Origin of the sequence: Oceaniferula marina, assembly GCF_013391475.1 — a bacterium.
In the GTDB taxonomy this organism is placed as follows: Bacteria; Verrucomicrobiota; Verrucomicrobiia; order Verrucomicrobiales; family Akkermansiaceae; genus Oceaniferula; species Oceaniferula marina.
In genome coordinates this window covers 1,084,528-1,103,065 of record NZ_JACBAZ010000001.1, presented here as the reverse complement: position 1 = coordinate 1,103,065, position 18,538 = coordinate 1,084,528, and the positions used below count along the sequence as shown (strand labels likewise).

The window sequence follows — 18,538 nt, the reverse complement described above, 5'->3', positions numbered from 1 at the left end:
GGCCATGAGCGAACATGCGATAGGAATCATTGGCGGTAGTGGATTGTATGCAATGGACGGCTTCGAAAAATTTGAAGAGCGAGTGGTGGAGACTCCCTTCGGATATCCATCCGACGCCTTGGTCGGAGGGGAGATTGAAGGTCGCAAGGTTTGGTTTTTACCCCGTCATGGTCGCGGTCACCGGATCATGCCTCATGAGATTAATCATCGGGCGAATATCTGGGCCTTGCGTAGCGTGGGGGTGCGTTGGTTAATATGTGTCACCGCCGTGGGAAGCCTGAAGCAGGAATATGCGCCCCGTGATATCGTTTTACCCGATCAATACTTTGATCGAACCAGTCGTCGGGAACACCATACTTTTTTTGGTAATGGGATTGTGGCCCATATTGGTTTTGGTGATCCTGTTAGTAGTGATTTGCGAGCCGTTTTGTTGGATGCTGCTGTCAAACGTGGGGCGCGTGTGCATGACGGAGGAACCTATGTGAACATGGACGGGCCGGCATTTTCCACGCGTGCGGAAAGTGAGGCGAATCGTCAGTTAGGTTTTGATGTGATTGGTATGACCAACCTGCCTGAAGCCAAGTTGGCGCGTGAGGCCGAAATCGCATTGGCCACCTTGTGTATGGTGACGGATTATGACTGCTGGCATGAAGAGGAGGATGATGTCAGTGCTGTTTCCGTCGTCAGTCATCTCAAGGCAAATTCCGAGATGGCACGTGGAATCCTGAGGGTTGCGGTTGCTGAGATTCCGGGGACCCCGACCTGGCCGGAGCACGATGCCTTGAATGGTGCGGTTATGACGGATCGATCATATTGGCCGGATGAGACGATGGAAAATCTGAAACCCATCCTTGGGAAATACACCTAAAGGGGGGGCTTATCGCTTGATCCCAAGCCGCTGTTGGCATTGGTTGACCAGAAATCTCAGCAACAGCGACCAGCACAGGACCAGGCCGAGGAAAAGCAGGCTGGTCCAGAGAGAGGTCCACCAATCTTGTTGTTGCTGTGCCCATCCAATCAAGGGTCGCCTGAGGTAGCCGTTGCAGAGGAAGATGTAGAGTGAAAGTTGGCCAATTTGAGTCATCGAAACATCCAGCCATGGGATGGTTGCGATGTTGGCAGCGGTGGTTCGAAGCAGAGGGATCAGGATCAGGGTGATGCTGACACCCGTGCTAATCCAAAGTGTGGCATGGGTGTTTCCGAGGATGAAGAGGATGCCGGCGGCCGTGAGGATGGCTGGGTGAAGTTCGAAACGTTCTTTGCGGGCAAATAAGATGCCGAGAGCGCAGACATCGAGGTGGCCAAGAATGCTGTGGTTGATATTAAAATCAAATTGTTTCGCCAGCACTGGACCAAGCAAATATTCGCTGAGCATGGAGAGACCGATGATGATGTAAAGGGTTCGGTTTCCGTGCCGGCTTGTCCATTTGAGGATGAGGGGTACCAGTAGATAGAACTGGAGGATGACGCCGATGAACCACCATGGCCCGATCGGGTGATAGATGTTGTCAGGGATGAAATTGGAGACTCCGATGATTTGCCGGATCAGGTTGAGGCCTTCAGTTTGGATGACGGTGGAGGGGTCGAGTCGCAGGCTATCGTAGATGAGGTAGCCGAGTGCCGCGACGAGGATTGCGGGGTAGATCCCTGCCCAGCGACGTTTTTGGAATGCCCACCAGGAGGACGGTTTTAGCCGGTATTGGATACTCAGGCCGTAGCCGCTGAGGAAAAAGAAGATCTGGACACCGTAGTGGCCGAAGTAGGATGCCAGGATCCTGAAGCAATCCCATGGAGTATCCCGGAGGCCATGGATCAAGGCCTGTGCTTTTTCAGCTCGGTAATTGAATTCATTTTCTCCGGGAAGGGATTCCACCAAGTGGAGGTAGTTGTGGAAGACAATGGCCAGAATAGCCAGAGCTCGAATCAAGGTCCCTTCCTTTTTGGAGATCGGGGACCATTGATAGCTGTGCATAAGCTTGGAGTGATTGAAAAAGAACGCTAGGAGCCGCCTTAGCTTGGTGGGGTGTGAGGCTCGAAGGTGGTGCTTCGTTCATGGGCGCTGGCTCTCGCTGCCGTTTTTGCCTGCTGCTGCAAGTATTCCTGAAGACGGAAGCGCTTTTTGCCTTTTGTCCGTTCGATTCTCTTGGATGTGCCGTCTTGGAGTATTTCGTGAGCGTTGCAATTGTCCTTGAACGCGGCCTCGAGAATGCCGAGTAGTCGCTTGCGACTGGTTTTATCTTCGATCGGGATCATCAACTCGACTCGCTTGTCAAGGTTGCGGGTCATCCAATCGGCCGAGGCAATATAGACGAGTGGCTGGCCTCCGTGGTGGAAGGAAAAGATGCGGGCATGTTCGAGGTAGCGGTCAATGACGGATACCACCCTGATGTTTTTTGACTCCTTGCGTTTGCCGGTTCTTAAACAGCAGAGCCCTCGGATATTTAGCCGGATTTTGACCCCGTCTCTGGATGCCTGATAGAGGGCGTCGATGATTTCCTTGTCCTGTAGGGAGTTGACTTTTGCTGTGATGCTCGCGGGCTCTCCTTGTTTTGCCCGCTTGGCTTCTGCGGCAATCAGATCCAGTAGCCTTGGCTTCATGTGGGTCGGGGCTGGAACCAGTTTGGCAAAGCGGGTGAGCTTTGATCGTCCGGTCACGGCATTGAAGATCAGTGAGGCGTCAGCACCGTAGGCCGGCTTGGACGTCATGTAGGAAATGTCGGTGTAGAGTTTGGCCGTGGACTCGTTGTAATTACCGGAGCCCAGGTGGACGTAGCGTTTGAGTTGTCCATCTTCATTGCGGATGACCAGGGCGATTTTTGCGTGGGTTTTCAGGCCTTTGACCCCATACACAATTTGCACGCCGGCACGCTGGAGTTCATCTGCCCGCATTAGGTTCCGCGCTTCATCGAAGCGGGCTTTGAGTTCGATCAGGACGGTCACTTGTTTGCCATTTTCGGCGGCTTTGATAAGCGCGTCAATGATGCGTGACTGCGATGCCGTCCGGTAGAGGACTTGTTTGATAGCGATGGTTGAGGGGTCGGCGGCAGCCTCTTCGAGGAATCGCAGGACCGGTTCGAAACTTTCGTACGGGTGGTTGAGCAGGATGTCACGTTCGGCAAGCACATCGAAGATGGAGGCTCCCGGATCAATTTGGGCTGATGGTTGGGGTTCCCAAGGCTCATCCCGGAGGTGATCGAATCCGGAGGCAAAGGCAACGGACATAAAGTCGGTCAGGGCAAGAGGGCCTGGAATACGATAGCACTCGGATGTTCCGGCTTGGAGAATTTTCCGGACCGCTGATTGAAGTCGAGCGGGAGTGCGGTGGGGGAGTTCAAGGCGCACGGTGTTGCTGGTGATCCGCGCGGCGAGGACCTCTTCCATTTCCCCGGCGAGGTCGATGGCGTCCTCCTCTTGAACGGCAATGTCTCCATTGCGGGTAATCCTGAATGGCATCGAACTGATGATTTTTTCATCCGGGAAAAGCTCTCCAGCAAAAAGGGCGATGATCTCTTCTACAAGAATGAGGTGTTCTTCCGAAGCCTGGGAATTGGTCTGGGATGCCGGGATGTGGTAGAAACGAGGCAGGCTTTCCGGAACCGGGATAAAGACAATCCGGGGGGCTTCCTGGTCCGGGGTTTCCAGTTCGAAAGCGACAATGATTCTGAGGGCCGGCAGGAATGGGGGAGGCGTCTCCGGGGTGTATGCCAGCGGGGTAAGCAATGGTGCAATGGCCTCTTCAAAGCGGCTCGCCAGCGTTTTGTGTTGTTCCGGGGTGATGGCCCGACTGTGACTGAGAAGCAGCCCTTCTTCTGCCATGGCGGGAAGCAACTGCTTATTGAAGAGCTGATACTGATCCTCGATCATGGTTTGGGCTCGTTCGCGGATGGCTTTGAGCTGCTGGTTCGGGGTCATGCCTGTGATCCCGCGTTTGCGAGCACCCGAGGTGCGCATGAGGTGAAGACCACCCACCCGGACCTGAAAAAATTCATCCATGTTGGATGCGGTGATCGCCAGAAATTTGAGGCGCTCGAGGAGTGGCAAGTCGGGGAGCAGGGCTTCATCGAGAACACGTTGGTTGAACTCGAGCCAGGATAGTTCGCGGTTGATGTAGGACATGGTGGAAGTCGGGGGCGGGCTAGCGGGATTCGTGGAGCGATACGGTCAGGCCGTAGATGTCTTGGAAGAGGGAGGCTTTGGAGCGCATGGCTTGTCGTTCTGCCGAGGCATCGGTGATGCCGAGCAGGTCAATGTGCAATTTCTGTTTGTCGATGCGGATCCGAATATCTCCGATGCGTGATGAGTGGCTGCGGTCGAGTGCGTCAGCAATTCGCAGGATGGCTGCGAGTTTGGACACCCGCATGCGGTCTTGAGCATTGAGCGATCGGTATTCCTGATGGCTGAGGCGGGGTTCGGATTTCCGGTGATAGCGGGCAATCAGGGCGACGAGGGTGATATCTTTTTGGGCCAAGCCGAAGATTTCGCTGTGCCGGATGATGTAATGGGAATGTTTGTGGTGGGCGCGGGTGCTGATGTGGTTGCCACACTCGTGGATGATGGCTGCGCATTTCAGTAGCAGGGCATCGTGTTCGCCGAGTTGGTGAAGCTCCCTTGTCTGGTCGTAAAGGGTTTCGCTGAGGCGGGTTACCTGAGCTGAGTGGGACCGGTGGACTCTGAATTTCCGGGCCAGGCTTTCTGCAGAGCGAAGCACTTCTTTTTGAAAGCCGTCTGAAAGGGATTGGGATGTTGGGAGATCGAGGAGCAGGCCTCGTTCGTAGTCGCTTCCCGGGACGCGCAGGGTTTCCACTTGCAAGGTTTCTGCGATCGCGAGATTCATCTCCAAAGCGGTAATGACTGAGTGAGCGGTGTGGTAGTCGAGCTGGTAATTTTTGACACGATTTTCTTCGGTCATATGACTGATCTCATGAGAGAGATCTGCGAGAGCCCGGTAGTTGCTTTTTGTTTTTCCCGGTTTCGCGAGTTCATGAGCCAAATGCTGGATTTCGTAGCCAATGATGACGAGTTCTTCGACTCCGGCATCGATGTAGTCGTGGTGGATTTGACTGATTTGGCTACGGATGTGCTCACGGATGAGTTTGTTCTGGCTGATGTCGCTGTCTCCATTTCCCGCCAAGGGTTCACCTGTCCGGTACACTCCGAGACGGTAATTGCTGTAGTCGGAGATGCGTCCGTTTTTGAAGAGTAGCGCCCGGGTGTTTCCGGGGCCGACGTGCACGACCAGTGCGGTGCGTTTTTTCATCGACGGGGTGTCGCGCAGTCGTCGCCTGGTTTTGAGGTAAATGAGCCGCGTCATTTCCCCTTCGTCGATGGTTTCCACATTCAAGTCGCAACCGATCCGGATGCGGTTCAGGAAGGTGTCGCTGTTTTTTGCCTCGGATAGGATGTTGGTGGCGACGGCTCGGATGGGTGTGTCTTCGGTGGCTCCGAGTTCTTTCAGGGTCTCCCGGTAGCCGTTGAGAATTTTTACGCAGCGCTCGATGGTATTGCGCCTGATGGCACCGCGGCGGAAGATGTCGCGCCCCAGAGGGATGGATTGTTCGAGAAAATCTCCAGGACCTTCTTCGACATTCGGGTGTTTTTCGACGACGAGGAGGGAAACTGAGCATGCTCCGATGTGAATCGCGGCTTGGAGCGTTGGAGGTGGGTTTTGCGTCATGTGGGTGGACTGGGATGAGGGTCGGTCGATGGTGGAGGCTGGGGAAAGAATTAAAGCGTTGGCGTTGCTGGCTGGGATGGCCGGTAGGGTAAGCTTGGCCCTGAGCGTATCTGTGGATGCATCAGCCACCCTTGAAGGATCTCTGGAGTCGATTTTCGCCCAGTGGGCCGAAGATGAATCAATCTAGCATAGTTGTTGGAGAAATGTCTTGCTTAAAATCGTGACAATCAAGCATTCGGCAGAGATGCCGGAGGGGTGATTGAAGAGGCTGAAAATTACACGAATTGTGATTTTTGCATATATTACGCTTGATTTTTTGGTTGAAAAATGCTTTCCACTGCGTCCCGCGATGTGTCTTCTCAAGGCACTTTCCTTTCCGACCATCACATCGACCACCACATTCAACGGTAACCTGATATGGAAGAATCAAACATTATTCCGTTTGATCAGTCTGATCAGGCTCCCCGGTTCTCAGCAAAACCTATGAAAAACAGTCTTATTGTCCAAGCTTCCGAGATCATTGAAGATCCCCAGATTCTTATCAACATGGTCTCACGACGTGTGGCTCAGCTCAATCAAGGGCGGGCACCACTGATCGATACCGTGCCCAGTATGGGTGCTGCTGATATCGCTTTGACCGAAATCATCGAGGGGAAAGTGGTTCTTGCCGCTTCGAACGATGATGCGGACAGCGAATAATTGAGTATTCCCGGCTGGAGGCTGAGAATTCCAAGGCCGGCTGAAAAACGACGGATTTTAAGATGAGCGCGGATATTGCCACCAATCGGAAGGCTCGTCGTGATTATCATATTCTGGAAACCTACGAGTGCGGTATCGAACTCAAGGGGACCGAGGTTAAATCAATTCGCGAAGGAAAAGCGAATATTGCCGATGCTTACGCCCGGATTGAGAACGGGCAGGTGTTTTTATATGGATGCCATATCCAGCCGTGGCAGACGGCGGGTGAGTGGTTTCAGCACGGGGTTACCCGCCCGAGACGCTTACTGCTGCATAAAAATGAGATTTTGAAGCTGGGGGAGGTTACCTCCCAAAAAGGTTGCACCTTGCCATGCTTGAAAATGTACTTCAAAGGTGGCCGGGTGAAGGTTCAGATCGGAGTGGGTAAAGGTAAGAGCCATGCCGACCAGAGGCAGGACCTGAAAAAGAAAACCGAGATGAGGGAAGCTCAGAGGGAAATGGCTCGGTTTAACCGGCGTTAGTCGCACGTCCCACTATGTTTGATCTCGGCGAATTGCATCGACTTGCCCCCAGATGGAGCCGTTTGGTTCATCACTATGAGCAGTTGGAGTCGACGAATGATACCGCTCGAGATCTAGCTGTACAAGGAGCTGATCATGGGACTGTGGTTCTCGCTGACCTTCAGCACTCCGGTCGTGGGCGGCGTGGTGCGGTTTGGGCGTCGGCCCCAGGAGAGGGTTTGCTGTTTTCGCTGATTTTACGCCCGGACTATTCAAGGCGTTACTGGAGCCGTTTGGCGCTTGCTGCAGGTCTGGGTATGGTTGACTCCCTGAGATCTGCATGGGGGATTGAAGCCTCAATCAAGTGGCCAAATGATGTTTACATTCAAGGTCGAAAATGTGCGGGGATATTGGTTGAATCGCAGGATGGCTTTGCGGTGGTAGGGATCGGGTTGAATGTGAGTTCTTCTCCGGAAGGGGGCGATTCCACGTCACTGCATGAGCAAGTGGGAGTGGAGGTCTCGCGCGAGGAGGTGCTGGTGTCAGTTCTCGATGCGGTGCTTCAAGAGTCGAAAGGCTGTGCAGATCAGTTTGCCAGCCAGGTGGTCAGAATGCGGTCTTATTGTTGGTTGACTGGAAAGGACGTTTCTTTTGTTTCGAATGGCGAAAAGATTCATGGGCATGTGACCGGGATTGGGAACGAAGGTGATTTGATGGTTCGTGTCGCTGGTGTTGAGCGTTCTTACCAGCAAGCTGAGTTGATTCGGGTGGTCTAGAGGGTTTCGGGTTTTAGGTTTCGGTTAGGTTGGGTTTGGAGGGGTTGGGTGCTCTGTATTTATGTTAGAATCTGTTAGTCTTGTTTTTCTTTAGGGCTTAATCCTCAGTGGGTTGGATTGCGTTTAATGGGGTTAATTTGCGTATGGTAGGATATGCGTAGTATTGGGTTGGCTGTGGGCAGCACTGTTTTCTGATTTCAGGTTAAGATCAGCTGGGGGAGAAGTTCGGTGTTGGGGTGAACCGAAAATTAGACATGAATTATGATAAACCAGACAATAGAATTATAGAGTTATGAATGAGAGAAACCTTTACTTACCGCTGGTGCCAGAGAGTTTGGTAGCATCGATGTTATCGCCGGAGGAGTTCGGAGCCTACCTAGCGGTTGGATCCACTTCACACTATAGGGGGCAAGCGATCTTCTTTGAAGTCGACCCCAGTTTTAAGTCGGACCATTTCCCGATGCAATTGATTGAGGAACAATGTGTTCCGCACGCTGACGGACGTCCGAAAAACTCCTTGTATCTATCTATTTACCGGGTGCTTGAGCATGTTCCGGTTAGTGCTCTCGGAAATCTTCATCTGGCGACGGATGATGGTCGGGTGTTGACCTTGGAGAAGCAGACTTATGAGCCTGAAGCAGATCGCCAGTTGCATTTGTATCAGGAGTTTGGGCCCGTGCACCCCACGGTGGCCAGCACACTCAATGCCGTTGATTTCTGTAAGAAGGTAACTTCTCCGGACGCGGCAGTGCAGTTGCCTCGTGTTGTCTTTTCCGAGTTGATCCTACGTGACTTTGCAACGGATCCGGAACACGGCAGAATTGGAGAGCTTCCATACAATCACATCGACCATTTGCGTTCAGGTTTGATGGAACTTGCGGGCCAGGATGAGAAGCAGAACAAGATCATCTTCAGACGGATTCAGAGGGACTTTTTCTTCCGAACCATTCGCAATGGTTTCTTTGTCGGAGATCAGAATGAGATGAGCTATTACCCCATGCCTTCTCAAGAGTCTCTGAACAGTGAGCACTACGATTGGTGGCGCTCCGCCCAGACAACCCATCTTTAATCCCCATACATTTTAAAGACTAACAATTATTATTAAGAAATTATGATGAATGAACAACTATTTTGGGTCGCTCCGGTTGCCTCGCTGATTGCGCTTGCGTTTGCGGCGTATTATTTCAAGCAGATGGTGAAGTGCGATGAAGGCACGGACTTGATGCGTAAGATTGGTCAACACGTTCGCGAGGGGGCGATGGCCTACCTCGGGCAGCAGTACCGGGTGATGCTGGTGGTGTTTGGTGTGGTGGCGATTTTGTTTGCTGTGCTGGCTTATGGCCTGGGCATGTTGAACCAATGGCTTCCTGTGACCTTTATTTGTGGAGGGTTTTTCTCGGCTCTTGCAGGTTACTTTGGAATGCGGACGGCAACATTGGCGTCTACCCGGACGGCAGCTGCAGCGCGTGAGTCATTGGGCGGTGCATTAAAAGTGGCATTCCGCAGTGGTGCGGTGATGGGCTTGGTCGTTGTTGGCCTTGGTCTGCTCAATATTTCCTTCTGGTTTTTCCTGGTGCGTAAATTGCAACCGGATGCAGATCTGGTGATTGTTACGACCACGGTTTTGACCTTTGGTATGGGCGCTTCCCTGCAGGCATTGTTTGCTCGAGTGGGTGGTGGTATTTTCACCAAGGCTGCCGATGTCGGAGCCGACCTTGTGGGTAAGGTGGAAGCCGGGATTCCCGAGGATGACCCGCGGAACCCAGCCACGATTGCCGACAACGTCGGTGATAACGTCGGTGATGTTGCCGGTATGGGGGCTGACTTGTTTGAGTCCTACTGCGGATCGATTCTTGCTGCTGCCGCTCTCGGTGCTGCCGCTTATGTTGGGAATGAGGCCATGCAGATCAAGGCTGTTGTCGCTCCGATGATTATTGCCGGTATCGGTATTTTGCTTTCCATCGTGGGCGTTTATTTCGTTCGCACCAAAGAAGGTGCCACTCAGAAGCAACTTCTGAAATCGCTCTCTCTGGGGATCGACAGTAGTGCGGTTCTGATTCTCGTTGCCGCTGCAGGTATTCTCCATGTTTTGGGGATTGATAATATTTGGGGCGTTTGGGGTGCTGTTGCCTCCGGATTGATTACTGGTATTGTGATTGGTAAGGCCACGGAATATTACACATCGAGTTCCTACAAGCCGACGATGTCCATTGCTGAGCAGGCCAAGGGAGGAGCCGCTACGATTATCATCTCCGGGGTATCCGTGGGTATGATTTCGACGGCCGTTCCCGTGTTGGCTGTCTCGATTGGAACCGCTGCCGCATTTTTCTGTGGTGCTGGGTTTGACATCTCCAATCTGGCAGATGCTGGCACCTTGAGTAAGGGATTGTATGGTATCGCGATTGCTGCCGTGGGTATGCTATCCACACTGGGTATCACCCTTGCCAGTGATGCTTATGGCCCGATTGCCGATAACGCAGGCGGTAACGCTGAAATGAGCAACCTTGGACCGGAAGTGCGTGAGCGCACCGATGCCTTGGATTCGCTTGGAAACACGACCGCTGCTACCGGTAAAGGGTTTGCCATTGGTTCTGCTGCATTGACAGCGTTGGCCTTGCTTGCCTCCTACATCGAAGTGGTTCGTATCGAGCTGATCAACGGAGGCACCAAGATGCTTGAGTTCAGCAATGGAATGGAAGCTGTGACGACCAAGGATGCAACCTTGATGGATTTTATGGCTTACTACAATGTCACCCTGTTGAACCCGGTGGTGCTTATTTGTGTCTTCATTGGGTCGATGGTGGCCTTCCTGTTCTGCGGCCTGACCGTGCAGGCTGTTGGCCGCGCTGCTGGACTGATGGTGGAGGAAGTTCGCCGTCAGTTCCGTGAGTCCGATGGTATCCTGAAAGGGACGGTTGAGCCTGATTACGCCCGCTGTGTCTCCATTTCAACCGTGGGGGCTCAGAAAGAAATGATCGTGCCTTCGATCATTGCGATCATTGTTCCTATTGCCGTTGGTTTGATCTTCGGTGTAGGCGGTGTGATTGGTCTGCTGGTTGGTGGCCTTGCCACCGGCTTTGTGTTGGCTGTCTTCCTTTCCAACTCGGGAGGGGCCTGGGACAACGCCAAGAAGTTCATTGAAGAGGGAAATCACGGTGGTAAGAGCTCACCGGCCCATAAGGCTTCGGTGATCGGAGACACGGTTGGTGATCCTTTCAAGGATACTTCCGGTCCGAGCTTGAATATCCTGATTAAACTGATGAGCATTGTGGCTATCGCCATGGCCGGTGTGACCGTCGCCATGAGCCTGATCTAATTTAAAAGTGATCCATTTCATCCCCGCTTGACGTTATCGTCAGGCGGGGATTTTTCCGTTTAGGCGATGGTCTGTCGGGCGGCCATGCTGCTGATGGCAGATTTTTAGTCGGCCATGCCTGCGGCCCATGTTGGACCACCGTTGCTTAACTCGTAGGCTTTCACTTGGCCAAGCACGGCACCATTGCGGGAGTTGAACAATTGAACTTCGGCAGGGCCGTGGGCACCCCTTGACTTGATGACAATTTGTTCCTGCTCGCTGATGAAGCGGGTGGTTTCGATGTTGGGTAGAGCGGTGCGGCAGATGGCGATAGTTCGTTTGCCTTCGACGATGGCGACTTGCCCTTGGCTTTTGACGGCTTTGAGTGGCTGGCCGTACTGGGAGCTCGTGGGAGGCATGATCCGTGGTCCACTATGGATGCCACGCTTGTATCCGTCTTCATAACCACGAAAGAAATCGTCACGGTCGGCTTCCGAGTAGTCCGCGGCGTGGCGGTTCGGGGTGCGAGACAGACCAGAGGCTCCGTCGAGTTTGCCTTTTTGAACGCCTCTTTGGTAGGAGGCCTGGTTGACTTGGCTGCTGCTGTTGGTGGAGGCCGTGCCCTCAGGCGGTGAACACTGACTGAGGCTGAGCATGGCGATAGCGAGGCTTGTGTGGGCTAGGATGATGGGTTTGAACATAGAACCCCATACTAGCCTGATGACTCTTCAAGGGCAATACGAAAGCCTGGTCCGGCATTTGTTGTCGCAGGTACGCAAAAAAGCACTCCCGGAAAGGAGTGCTTCTGAAAAGGGATCAGCGTGAAAAAATCAGCTTAGGAAGCGCTGGAGGTTTCTTCAGCCGCTGGCTTGTTGCGTTGGAAGCGCCAGCGAACGGCGTGGCGTTTGGCTGCGGTGCGCTCTTTGCGTTGCTTGCGCTGAGTAACGGTCTCGAATGAGCGACGACGACGCATTTCTTCGAGAATGCCTTCGCTGTCCAGCATGTTTTTGAGACGCTTGAGGGCGCGGTCGACGGGCTCACCTTTTTGGATTTCGATACCTCTCATGAGAATTATGGGTGTAAATGATTGATGGGTTGGCTGTGAGCTCTCCTTGGCCTCTGCCGGGGAAAGCGGTTGATTTTTCAGTCCTGAGCAAGGAATGCTCGGCGACGGGACGCGGAAACTAGGGGGCAATCAGAGCTTGGTCAAGCACGAAAGATGGAAAAATACCTTTATTTTTGGGGCTTAAGAGCCGAGCAGCTTGATGAGGCTCTGGTAAATCGGTCGACCTGTCAGGCGTCGGTGGAAGAGGTAAAGGGCAATCAGAGAAAACAGGATGTTGGTTCCCCAGGCAGCGAGTGCCGGTGGAAGGTGGCCCGCTTCTCCGAAGGTCAGGAAAAAGGAAGACGCAAAGAGCATACCCGCACAGAGAAACAGGGCGATGGAGACCCCGCCTCCGATGCCGCGCCGGCTGAAGACAATGCCGAGTGGCGCGGCTAGTAGGATGGTGATCAGGCAGATCACCGGCTGGGCAAAGCGATAGTGCCACTGAGTGAGGTAGGGCAGACGGTTGGCCCAGTCGACCCCTTCATGGGCTTTGAGCCAGCTATTGAGTTCCGGGATGCCGAGGTGACTTTGATCGAGGCCTGGTTTGACGAGTTGCCATGGAGTTTCCTGCCAATCTCGGACGAGTGTTCCTTTGACTGGAATTTTACGTGGCACGGGTGAGGCCTCTAAGTCGAGTAAGTTTACACCGCTGAATGTCCATTGTTTGTCTTCTCTGGACCAGGTGGCTTGGTCAGCTTTGAGTTGGGTGCTTGGATGGCCATCGGCCCCAAACTCTTTGACCATGACATTGCGCACGGTTCCGGATTTTTCAAAGCGGTAGGGGAAGGCTCCAACAAACCAGATTCGTCTGGAGTCTCCGTCGCGGTAGAGCACGGCCCGTGCGCGATCCGCTTGTCCATCCTTGGCCATGTCGATCATGATGTCCTTGTGGCCTTCGGCCCAAGGTCCCCAGTGGTAGTTGAAAATCAGGCAGATGAGGGAGGTGAAGGCTCCGGTGATGAGCAGGGGAACCACGATGCGGAAGACGCCGCGTCCGGTTTGGATCATGGCAACGATCTCCTGATGCCTGGACATTTTTCCCAGGCAATAAAGCAGCGCCAGTAAGAGTACATAGGGGAGGAGAAAAACAAAAATGGCCGGAACATTGATCCCGTAGTAGGTGAGAATCAGCCCCATGGTATCTTCGGCTTCTTTGAAGTCCGACATATTGTTCTGTAGGTCCATCAAAACAAAGACTCCGAGCAGGGTTCCCATGCAGAGGAGGAAGGAACCCAGGAACTGGCGGGACATATAGCGGTCCAGTGTTCCAGAAAAGCTATACATCCATGCTCCGATGGCAGGGAGCATGCAGAGAAAGGCGAGCAGCCAGGGGCGGATGTTGTGTGCCTGGATGTCTGTGTCGGGAAAGCCCAGAATGTGCTCTTCAACGGCGACGGTTTCTCTTGGCACAATCCAGAGGCATGCCGCCAGACCCAGAGCGGTCAGGAGAGCGGGCCAGAAAAATCGTTTGATCGCCGGAAGATCAGTCATGCGCGGGGATATTGCCTCGGAGCCGGGACAGTGTCGAGTCACGAGTTAGGTCATCGAGCTCTGGAAAGAGGATTCTCCTGCTTACATCCGGAGTGGATGACGGGCATGGGCGGGATGCGGGGGGCGTTAGAATTCGATTACGGTGAATCTGTCTGATCGGACTCTTGCAAGGCTGCTGCAGCCGATTCCGGCCGGGTGGTGTCTGCCATTTCGTGTTGTAGTGTGACACATTCCGGACAATCGCCGTTTTTACGAACCCAGCCGGGGTTCATTCGTTTCAAGCTGTCCAGAGTCAAGTCTTCGGCGTCACTGAGGCTGACTTCGACTTTGCGCATATGAGGTTTCGGTTCCATGATCCTAGAACAATAACGGATGATTTAGGTCAGGGCAAGGTGCGATCTTGTCTTTTTTTTGGAGTTTCGGGAGAAAAAGTGTTCGCCCTGCCTTGCGGCGGGTAGGGAGGCGTGTTATGGCATGGATATCCTATGGGAATTGCCGACCGCTACTATCATCAAGCTCCGCCGAATATGCCACGCCAGCCATCCCGTTTGGACGGGGCGCCTGTGATCAAGTGGTTACTGATCAGCAACATTGCGATTTTTTTTCTCGATATCTTGTTTTTTGGCAAGTGGCTCACCGTTTACGGTCATTTTAGTGTGGCAACGGTTTTCTGGGAGGGCCAAGTCTGGCGTTTTTTGAGTTTTCAGTTTTTGCATGGGCATTTAGGGCATCTGGCATTCAATATGTTTGCGTTGTATATGTTTGGCTCATTTGTCGAGCGTTGGTGGGGAAGTCGCAAATTTATCGTGTTTTATTTGCTGTCGGGTTGTGCGGGCGCGCTGTTGTATAGCGTGCTGTATCAGATGGGTTTATTTGGCAAGAGTCCGATCGACCTTGGGAATGGCTTTGAGATGCCTGCGGAGTTTATCCCGCTGGTTGGGGCTTCAGCCGGGATTTATGCTTGTTTGGTGGGCGTTGCGGTGATTGCTCCGAATTTACAGGTGCGGTTGCTTTTTCCTCCCATTGCGATGAAGATGAAGACCTTGGCGATGGTGGCTCTGGCTATTGCCATGTTTATGACGCTGACCAATGGGCACAATGCTGGCGGTGAAGCCGGCCATCTGGGGGGGGCTGTTCTGGGGTATTTATTGATGCGTTATCCCGCCTGCTTGTCATGGATCGACCGTTTTGGACGCCCTGCAACAGGGGGGCGAAGGCAAGGTCGGGTGGTGGATGCCCAGGAGGTTCGTCGAAAAAAGATCCGCCCCCGGGTGAAGATTAACCTCGACGATTCGGAGGTGGACCGCATTCTCGACAAAGTGAATCGGGAAGGCTTGCAGAGTTTGACGGAGAAGGAGCGCGAAACCCTTCGTCGTGCTGCGGGTGAGTGATGATAAGGCAAAGCAAGGAACAAGCGGAAGCAACAGAGATGACAGACCAGGAAATGATTGATTGCCCCGAAGACGGGGTTCAGATGCAAAGGCTGAGAGCCATTATGCACCGGCTTCGTGCTCCGGGAGGCTGCCCATGGGATGCGGAGCAAACGCATGAAAGCTTATTGACCAATTTGATTGAAGAGGCGTATGAGACCGTGGATACGATCCAGCGCGGTGACTGGGAGCACCTCAAGGAAGAGCTTGGCGATTTGTTGTTGCAGGTGGTTTTTCACAGTGAGTTGGCTGAAGAGGCGGGAAGGTATAGTTTTGATGATGTGGCTCGAGGGGTCAGTGATAAGCTGGTGCGGCGTCATCCACATGTTTATGGAGAGGCGCAGGTTGAGGACACGGATGGCGTTCTCAGCCAATGGGAAGCGATCAAGCGCTTGGAAAAAGGAGGAGAGGATCAAGCCTATCTGGATAAGACCGGGAAGGGACTGCCGGCGATGTTACGGGCATTCAAGTTGCAAAAAAAAGCGGCCAAGGTGGGCTTTGATTGGCCGGATGATGCGGGTGTGATCGATAAAATCAAAGAGGAGTTGGCCGAGGTTGAAGACGAATTGGAGGCCGGAGACAAGCAGGCTTTATCTGAGGAAATTGGCGACTTGTTGTTTTCTGTTGTGAACCTTGCACGCAGGCACCGCTTGGACCCTGAGTTGCTGCTTGAGTCCACGAATGTCAAATTCGAGCAGCGCTTCGATGCCATGGATAAGGCTCTGGTTGCCGAAGGAGTGAATTTATCCTCGGCCACGCTGGAACAGATGGAGACCCAATGGCAGGCCGCAAAATGACGCCCGATCGATCTCGAGGTTGACAGCTGTGAAATACTAACAGGTATGCCAAAGAAAAAACTGGTGATGCGCCGTGACGGAACGCTGAAAACGGTGGTCCGTAAATCCGCGAGTCATGAGAAACGGCAGGCTGAGCATCGGCATCGCCGGGGGTATAAACCTTTCGCGGACAGCCCCTTACCGGAAATGGGCTGGGGGAAGATGCTCGGGGTCGTATTGCTTTGGGCGATGATGTTTGGCTCCCTGGTCGCTTTGTTTGTTTGGCTCATCTGACAAAGGCGTGAGAGCAGGGCGCAGCCGTCAGAGGGACACAAAGGGGTCGTTGTTGCTCCTGGTTGTTACAGGACGTAAAACACGTAAGCAATCACATGGCAGGCGCTGCCGCCCAGGACAAAGAGGTGCCAGATGGCATGGTTGAAGATGAGTTTTTCCCAAGCGTAAAAGATGACCCCTAGCGAGTAGGTGACCCCACCGGCGACGATCCATGCGAGGCCTCCGGGATCGATGGATGCCATCAGTGGTTTGATGGCAACGACAATCATCCAGCCCATGACCAGATAGAGAATGGTCGAGAGTTTGGAGTCCTTTTTGCCCTTGAGGCAGGTCTTCAACAGGACACCTGCAATGGCACAAAACCAGACAATGCCGAAGATGGACCAGCCCCAGGCTCCTTGCATGGCGACCAATGTCAGAGGGGTGTAGGAACCCGCAATCAACAGGTAGATGCAGGCATGGTCCAGCACTTGAAAAAATGATTTAACCTTCGGACTGCTGAAGGCATGGTAGAGTGAGGATGCAGAATAGAGTAGGATCAGGCAGGCTCCAAAGATGCTGGCACTGACGATATTCAGAGCTTCTCCTTCGGATGCGATGATCATGGCCACCAAGCCGGCGATACTGAGCAGGGCGGCGATGGTGTGGGTGACGACACTGGCGATTTCCTCGGCCGGTGAGTCACAGAGATGGGATCGTTCTTTGCTCATATGGTGCGGGAGGAATAAAGCATGGATCGCTAGAAAAGCAAGAACCCGGAATTCGCCGTGGGCAAAATTCCGGGTTCGGAGTGGTGATCCGTATGCTTGCGCAGAGGTTGTCAATCCTCAGGCAATGATTAAAGTTCTTCGACCAGAACGTGGTGGGCGGTTCCGTTGATGGTCAGTGACATATTGCGAACCTTGGCGTCCGGATGGCCAGCTGGAGAAGTCGGAGTCGTTACAGCAGCCGTTTCTGCAGCCGGGGTTGCCTTGGCTGGAGCCTCGGCTTTTTCTTCCGCTTTCTTTTTGCTGTTGTAATAGTCGTCCAATTGCATTGGGAACATGGCGTGGATAACGCAGTGTTCATCGTCGCTTGGATATCCCTTGGCCTCGAGTTCCTCCCGTAATTTGTCCATCCCTGGCTCCTTGAGATCGGCCGGGCGACAGGTGATCGGGTCTTTTCCCGCTTGTTTGGCTGCGAGCTTTTGAACTTCGGGGTCGACCGGGGCAGGGGTGCTGCCGTAGTAACCGAGTGCGATGTCCATCGCTTGAGGTGAGAAGTTCTTCCAGCGTCCGAACTTGACGTTGAGCATGGCTTGCACACCGACAATCTGGGATGTTGGGGTGACCAGCGGAATCCAGCCGAGAGCTTCTCGCACGACCGGGATTTCGGCGAAGACGTCTTCGAATTTATCTTCCATCTTTTGCTCTTTGAGCTGGTTGCGGAAGTTGCTGAGCATGCCACCTGGTACTTGGTATCGCAGAGTGTCGCTGTCGACCACCTCGTTGCGGTGGTTGGTGTAGTCTGAGAGTTCTCCGTAAACCTCGGTGAAGTGCTGGCGCAGTTGTTCGAGTTGTTCCAGATATTCTGGACTGATTTCAGGTTTGCGTGGGTGGCCATCGAGCAGTGCGAGCATACGCAAGGCGTCGGGTTGTCCTGTGCCGTTGGCAAAAGGTGCGATGGAGACATCGATGGCATCGACTCCGGCGTCAATGGCTGCCAGATACGTGGCGGCTCCGAGGCCGGCGGTTTCATGGGTGTGAATCCAGACGGGAATCTGAATGTTTTCTTTGAGCCCGGAGACGATCTCCTTGGCTGACTGTGGTGGGATCAAGCCCGCCATGTCTTTGACGACAATGGCATCGGCGCCCATGGATTCGAGTTTGATGCCGAGCTGGACAAAGCTTTCGACGTTGTGCACGGGACTGGTGGTGTAGCAAATCACCCCGTGGGCTTGTTTGCCGGCGGCTTTGGCCGCTTTGATGGCGCACTCCATGTTGCGAGGATCATTGAGGGCGTCAAAAATCCGGAAGATGTCCATGCCGTGTTTGGCTGAACTGTGGATGAAGGCTTCAACCACGTCGTTGGGAAAGTGGGCATATTGCACGATGTTTTGGCCGCGCAGCAACATCATGTGTGGGGTTTTTGGGCAGGCTGCTTTGAGGGCATCGAGGCGGTCGAAGGGAAACTCGTTAAGAAAACGGAGGCCGGCATCAATGGTGGCACCGCCCCAGGTTTCGAGTGATCCGTAGCCCATGCTGTCAAGAATCGGGCAGGCATCGAGCATTTGCTCGGTTTTCATTCGAGTCGCTGCGAGGGATTGATGGCCGTCTCTAAGAACGGTGTTGTTGAAGATAACTGGTTTCGTTTCCATGGTTTGTCTGAAATAGGTGATGAATATACATCCAATAAAAAGATGACGCTATAAGACTAATCTAAGTAGCAGGGGGGCTGACAATCAAATTGTGCCAGATTCCTCAAAAAGCCAGACCTTGTGACATGATCCTTTGCTT

At 53.4% G+C, this 18,538-nt stretch carries 18 protein-coding genes; 9 read left to right on the top strand and 9 right to left on the bottom strand.

Annotated elements, in window-relative coordinates:
- Window positions 1–4: 4 nt before the first annotated feature.
- Window positions 5–868, top strand: coding sequence for an S-methyl-5'-thioadenosine phosphorylase (gene mtnP / locus HW115_RS04410; RefSeq protein WP_178931342.1), 864 nt, complete (start codon window positions 5–7; stop codon window positions 866–868).
- Window positions 869–877: 9 nt separating this feature from the next.
- On the opposite strand, the gene HW115_RS04405 is transcribed toward mtnP, so the two are convergent.
- From HW115_RS04405 to HW115_RS04395, 3 genes are read right to left on the bottom strand one after another with little or no spacing between them, the layout of a single operon-like run.
- Entirely contained in the window at window positions 878–1,972 is a 1,095-nt protein-coding gene (locus HW115_RS04405) for an acyltransferase family protein (RefSeq protein ID WP_178931341.1), read from the bottom strand.
- 38 nt (window positions 1,973–2,010) lie between these two features.
- Entirely contained in the window at window positions 2,011–4,116 is a 2,106-nt protein-coding gene (gene ppk1 / locus HW115_RS04400; protein ID WP_178931340.1) for a polyphosphate kinase 1, read from the bottom strand.
- A 19-nt stretch (window positions 4,117–4,135) separates the two neighbouring features.
- On the bottom strand, window positions 4,136–5,803 hold the full coding sequence (locus HW115_RS04395; RefSeq protein WP_178931339.1) for a Ppx/GppA phosphatase family protein: 1,668 nt from the start codon (window positions 5,801–5,803) through the stop codon (window positions 4,136–4,138).
- A 354-nt stretch (window positions 5,804–6,157) separates the two neighbouring features.
- Here HW115_RS04395 and HW115_RS04390 point away from each other — a divergent pair, with 354 nt between their 5' ends.
- The 5 genes from HW115_RS04390 to HW115_RS04370 all read left to right on the top strand — a co-directional run bounded on the left by HW115_RS04390 (window position 6,158) and on the right by HW115_RS04370 (window position 10,965).
- Window positions 6,158–6,373 (top strand): DNA-directed RNA polymerase subunit omega, encoded by a 216-nt coding sequence (locus HW115_RS04390; protein WP_178931338.1) that lies wholly within the window; start codon window positions 6,158–6,160, stop codon window positions 6,371–6,373.
- 62 nt (window positions 6,374–6,435) lie between these two features.
- Window positions 6,436–6,894: an SsrA-binding protein SmpB gene (gene smpB, locus HW115_RS04385; protein ID WP_178931337.1), complete on the top strand. Its 459-nt coding sequence runs from the start codon at window positions 6,436–6,438 to the stop codon at window positions 6,892–6,894.
- A 14-nt stretch (window positions 6,895–6,908) separates the two neighbouring features.
- Window positions 6,909–7,649: a biotin--[acetyl-CoA-carboxylase] ligase gene (locus HW115_RS04380; RefSeq protein ID WP_178931336.1), complete on the top strand. Its 741-nt coding sequence runs from the start codon at window positions 6,909–6,911 to the stop codon at window positions 7,647–7,649.
- Between the two features lie 292 nt (window positions 7,650–7,941).
- A complete protein-coding gene (locus HW115_RS04375) occupies window positions 7,942–8,718 on the top strand; it encodes a hypothetical protein (protein ID WP_178931335.1) in 777 nt (258 codons plus the stop codon).
- Window positions 8,719–8,763: 45 nt separating this feature from the next.
- Window positions 8,764–10,965 (top strand): sodium-translocating pyrophosphatase, encoded by a 2,202-nt coding sequence (locus tag HW115_RS04370; protein WP_178931457.1) that lies wholly within the window; start codon window positions 8,764–8,766, stop codon window positions 10,963–10,965.
- A gap of 104 nt (window positions 10,966–11,069) precedes the next feature.
- On the opposite strand, the gene HW115_RS04365 is transcribed toward HW115_RS04370, so the two are convergent.
- The 4 genes from HW115_RS04365 to HW115_RS04350 all read right to left on the bottom strand — a co-directional run bounded on the left by HW115_RS04365 (window position 11,070) and on the right by HW115_RS04350 (window position 13,896).
- The gene (locus HW115_RS04365) at window positions 11,070–11,645 is read right to left on the bottom strand and encodes a hypothetical protein (protein ID WP_227021257.1); all 576 of its coding nucleotides are present in this window, start codon (window positions 11,643–11,645) and stop codon (window positions 11,070–11,072) included.
- A gap of 134 nt (window positions 11,646–11,779) precedes the next feature.
- Window positions 11,780–12,010, bottom strand: a complete 231-nt coding sequence (rpsU, locus tag HW115_RS04360; protein ID WP_178931333.1) for a 30S ribosomal protein S21 — start codon at window positions 12,008–12,010, stop codon at window positions 11,780–11,782.
- A 180-nt stretch (window positions 12,011–12,190) separates the two neighbouring features.
- Window positions 12,191–13,543, bottom strand: a complete 1,353-nt coding sequence (locus HW115_RS04355) for an LptF/LptG family permease (RefSeq protein WP_178931332.1) — start codon at window positions 13,541–13,543, stop codon at window positions 12,191–12,193.
- 137 nt (window positions 13,544–13,680) lie between these two features.
- Window positions 13,681–13,896: a hypothetical protein gene (locus HW115_RS04350; RefSeq protein WP_178931331.1), complete on the bottom strand. Its 216-nt coding sequence runs from the start codon at window positions 13,894–13,896 to the stop codon at window positions 13,681–13,683.
- A 132-nt stretch (window positions 13,897–14,028) separates the two neighbouring features.
- Here HW115_RS04350 and HW115_RS04345 point away from each other — a divergent pair, with 132 nt between their 5' ends.
- The 3 genes from HW115_RS04345 to HW115_RS04335 are packed head-to-tail and all read left to right on the top strand — an operon-like array spanning window position 14,029 to window position 16,043.
- On the top strand, window positions 14,029–14,934 hold the full coding sequence (locus HW115_RS04345; RefSeq protein ID WP_178931330.1) for a rhomboid family intramembrane serine protease: 906 nt from the start codon (window positions 14,029–14,031) through the stop codon (window positions 14,932–14,934).
- Between the two features lie 38 nt (window positions 14,935–14,972).
- The gene (gene mazG / locus HW115_RS04340) at window positions 14,973–15,770 is read left to right on the top strand and encodes a nucleoside triphosphate pyrophosphohydrolase (protein ID WP_178931329.1); all 798 of its coding nucleotides are present in this window, start codon (window positions 14,973–14,975) and stop codon (window positions 15,768–15,770) included.
- A gap of 45 nt (window positions 15,771–15,815) precedes the next feature.
- Window positions 15,816–16,043 (top strand): hypothetical protein, encoded by a 228-nt coding sequence (locus HW115_RS04335; RefSeq protein ID WP_178931328.1) that lies wholly within the window; start codon window positions 15,816–15,818, stop codon window positions 16,041–16,043.
- 65 nt (window positions 16,044–16,108) lie between these two features.
- Here HW115_RS04335 and trhA read toward each other — a convergent pair whose 3' ends face one another.
- Both trhA and HW115_RS04325 read right to left on the bottom strand, forming a co-directional pair.
- Window positions 16,109–16,753 carry a PAQR family membrane homeostasis protein TrhA gene (gene trhA, locus HW115_RS04330; RefSeq protein ID WP_178931327.1) on the bottom strand — a complete coding sequence of 215 codons (645 nt, stop codon included), beginning with the start codon at window positions 16,751–16,753 and terminating at the stop codon, window positions 16,109–16,111.
- A gap of 128 nt (window positions 16,754–16,881) precedes the next feature.
- Window positions 16,882–18,399: a pyruvate carboxylase subunit B gene (locus HW115_RS04325; protein ID WP_178931326.1), complete on the bottom strand. Its 1,518-nt coding sequence runs from the start codon at window positions 18,397–18,399 to the stop codon at window positions 16,882–16,884.
- Window positions 18,400–18,538: the final 139 nt, after the last annotated feature.

Coding starts and splice junctions, on each gene's coding strand:
- rpsU (WP_178931333.1), bottom strand. CDS start 12,010: ATGAGAGGTATCGAAATCCAAAAAGGTGAGCCCGTCGACCGCGCCCTC.
- mazG (WP_178931329.1), top strand. CDS start 14,973: ATGACAGACCAGGAAATGATTGATTGCCCCGAAGACGGGGTTCAGATG.
- mtnP (WP_178931342.1), top strand. CDS start 5: ATGAGCGAACATGCGATAGGAATCATTGGCGGTAGTGGATTGTATGCA.
- HW115_RS04335 (WP_178931328.1), top strand. CDS start 15,816: ATGCCAAAGAAAAAACTGGTGATGCGCCGTGACGGAACGCTGAAAACG.
- HW115_RS04390 (WP_178931338.1), top strand. CDS start 6,158: ATGAAAAACAGTCTTATTGTCCAAGCTTCCGAGATCATTGAAGATCCC.
- ppk1 (WP_178931340.1), bottom strand. CDS start 4,116: ATGTCCTACATCAACCGCGAACTATCCTGGCTCGAGTTCAACCAACGT.
- HW115_RS04380 (WP_178931336.1), top strand. CDS start 6,909: ATGTTTGATCTCGGCGAATTGCATCGACTTGCCCCCAGATGGAGCCGT.
- HW115_RS04370 (WP_178931457.1), top strand. CDS start 8,764: ATGAATGAACAACTATTTTGGGTCGCTCCGGTTGCCTCGCTGATTGCG.
- HW115_RS04325 (WP_178931326.1), bottom strand. CDS start 18,399: ATGGAAACGAAACCAGTTATCTTCAACAACACCGTTCTTAGAGACGGC.
- HW115_RS04365 (WP_227021257.1), bottom strand. CDS start 11,645: ATGTTCAAACCCATCATCCTAGCCCACACAAGCCTCGCTATCGCCATG.
- HW115_RS04345 (WP_178931330.1), top strand. CDS start 14,029: ATGGGAATTGCCGACCGCTACTATCATCAAGCTCCGCCGAATATGCCA.
- trhA (WP_178931327.1), bottom strand. CDS start 16,753: ATGAGCAAAGAACGATCCCATCTCTGTGACTCACCGGCCGAGGAAATC.
- HW115_RS04375 (WP_178931335.1), top strand. CDS start 7,942: ATGAATGAGAGAAACCTTTACTTACCGCTGGTGCCAGAGAGTTTGGTA.
- HW115_RS04355 (WP_178931332.1), bottom strand. CDS start 13,543: ATGACTGATCTTCCGGCGATCAAACGATTTTTCTGGCCCGCTCTCCTG.
- smpB (WP_178931337.1), top strand. CDS start 6,436: ATGAGCGCGGATATTGCCACCAATCGGAAGGCTCGTCGTGATTATCAT.
- HW115_RS04405 (WP_178931341.1), bottom strand. CDS start 1,972: ATGCACAGCTATCAATGGTCCCCGATCTCCAAAAAGGAAGGGACCTTG.
- HW115_RS04350 (WP_178931331.1), bottom strand. CDS start 13,896: ATGGAACCGAAACCTCATATGCGCAAAGTCGAAGTCAGCCTCAGTGAC.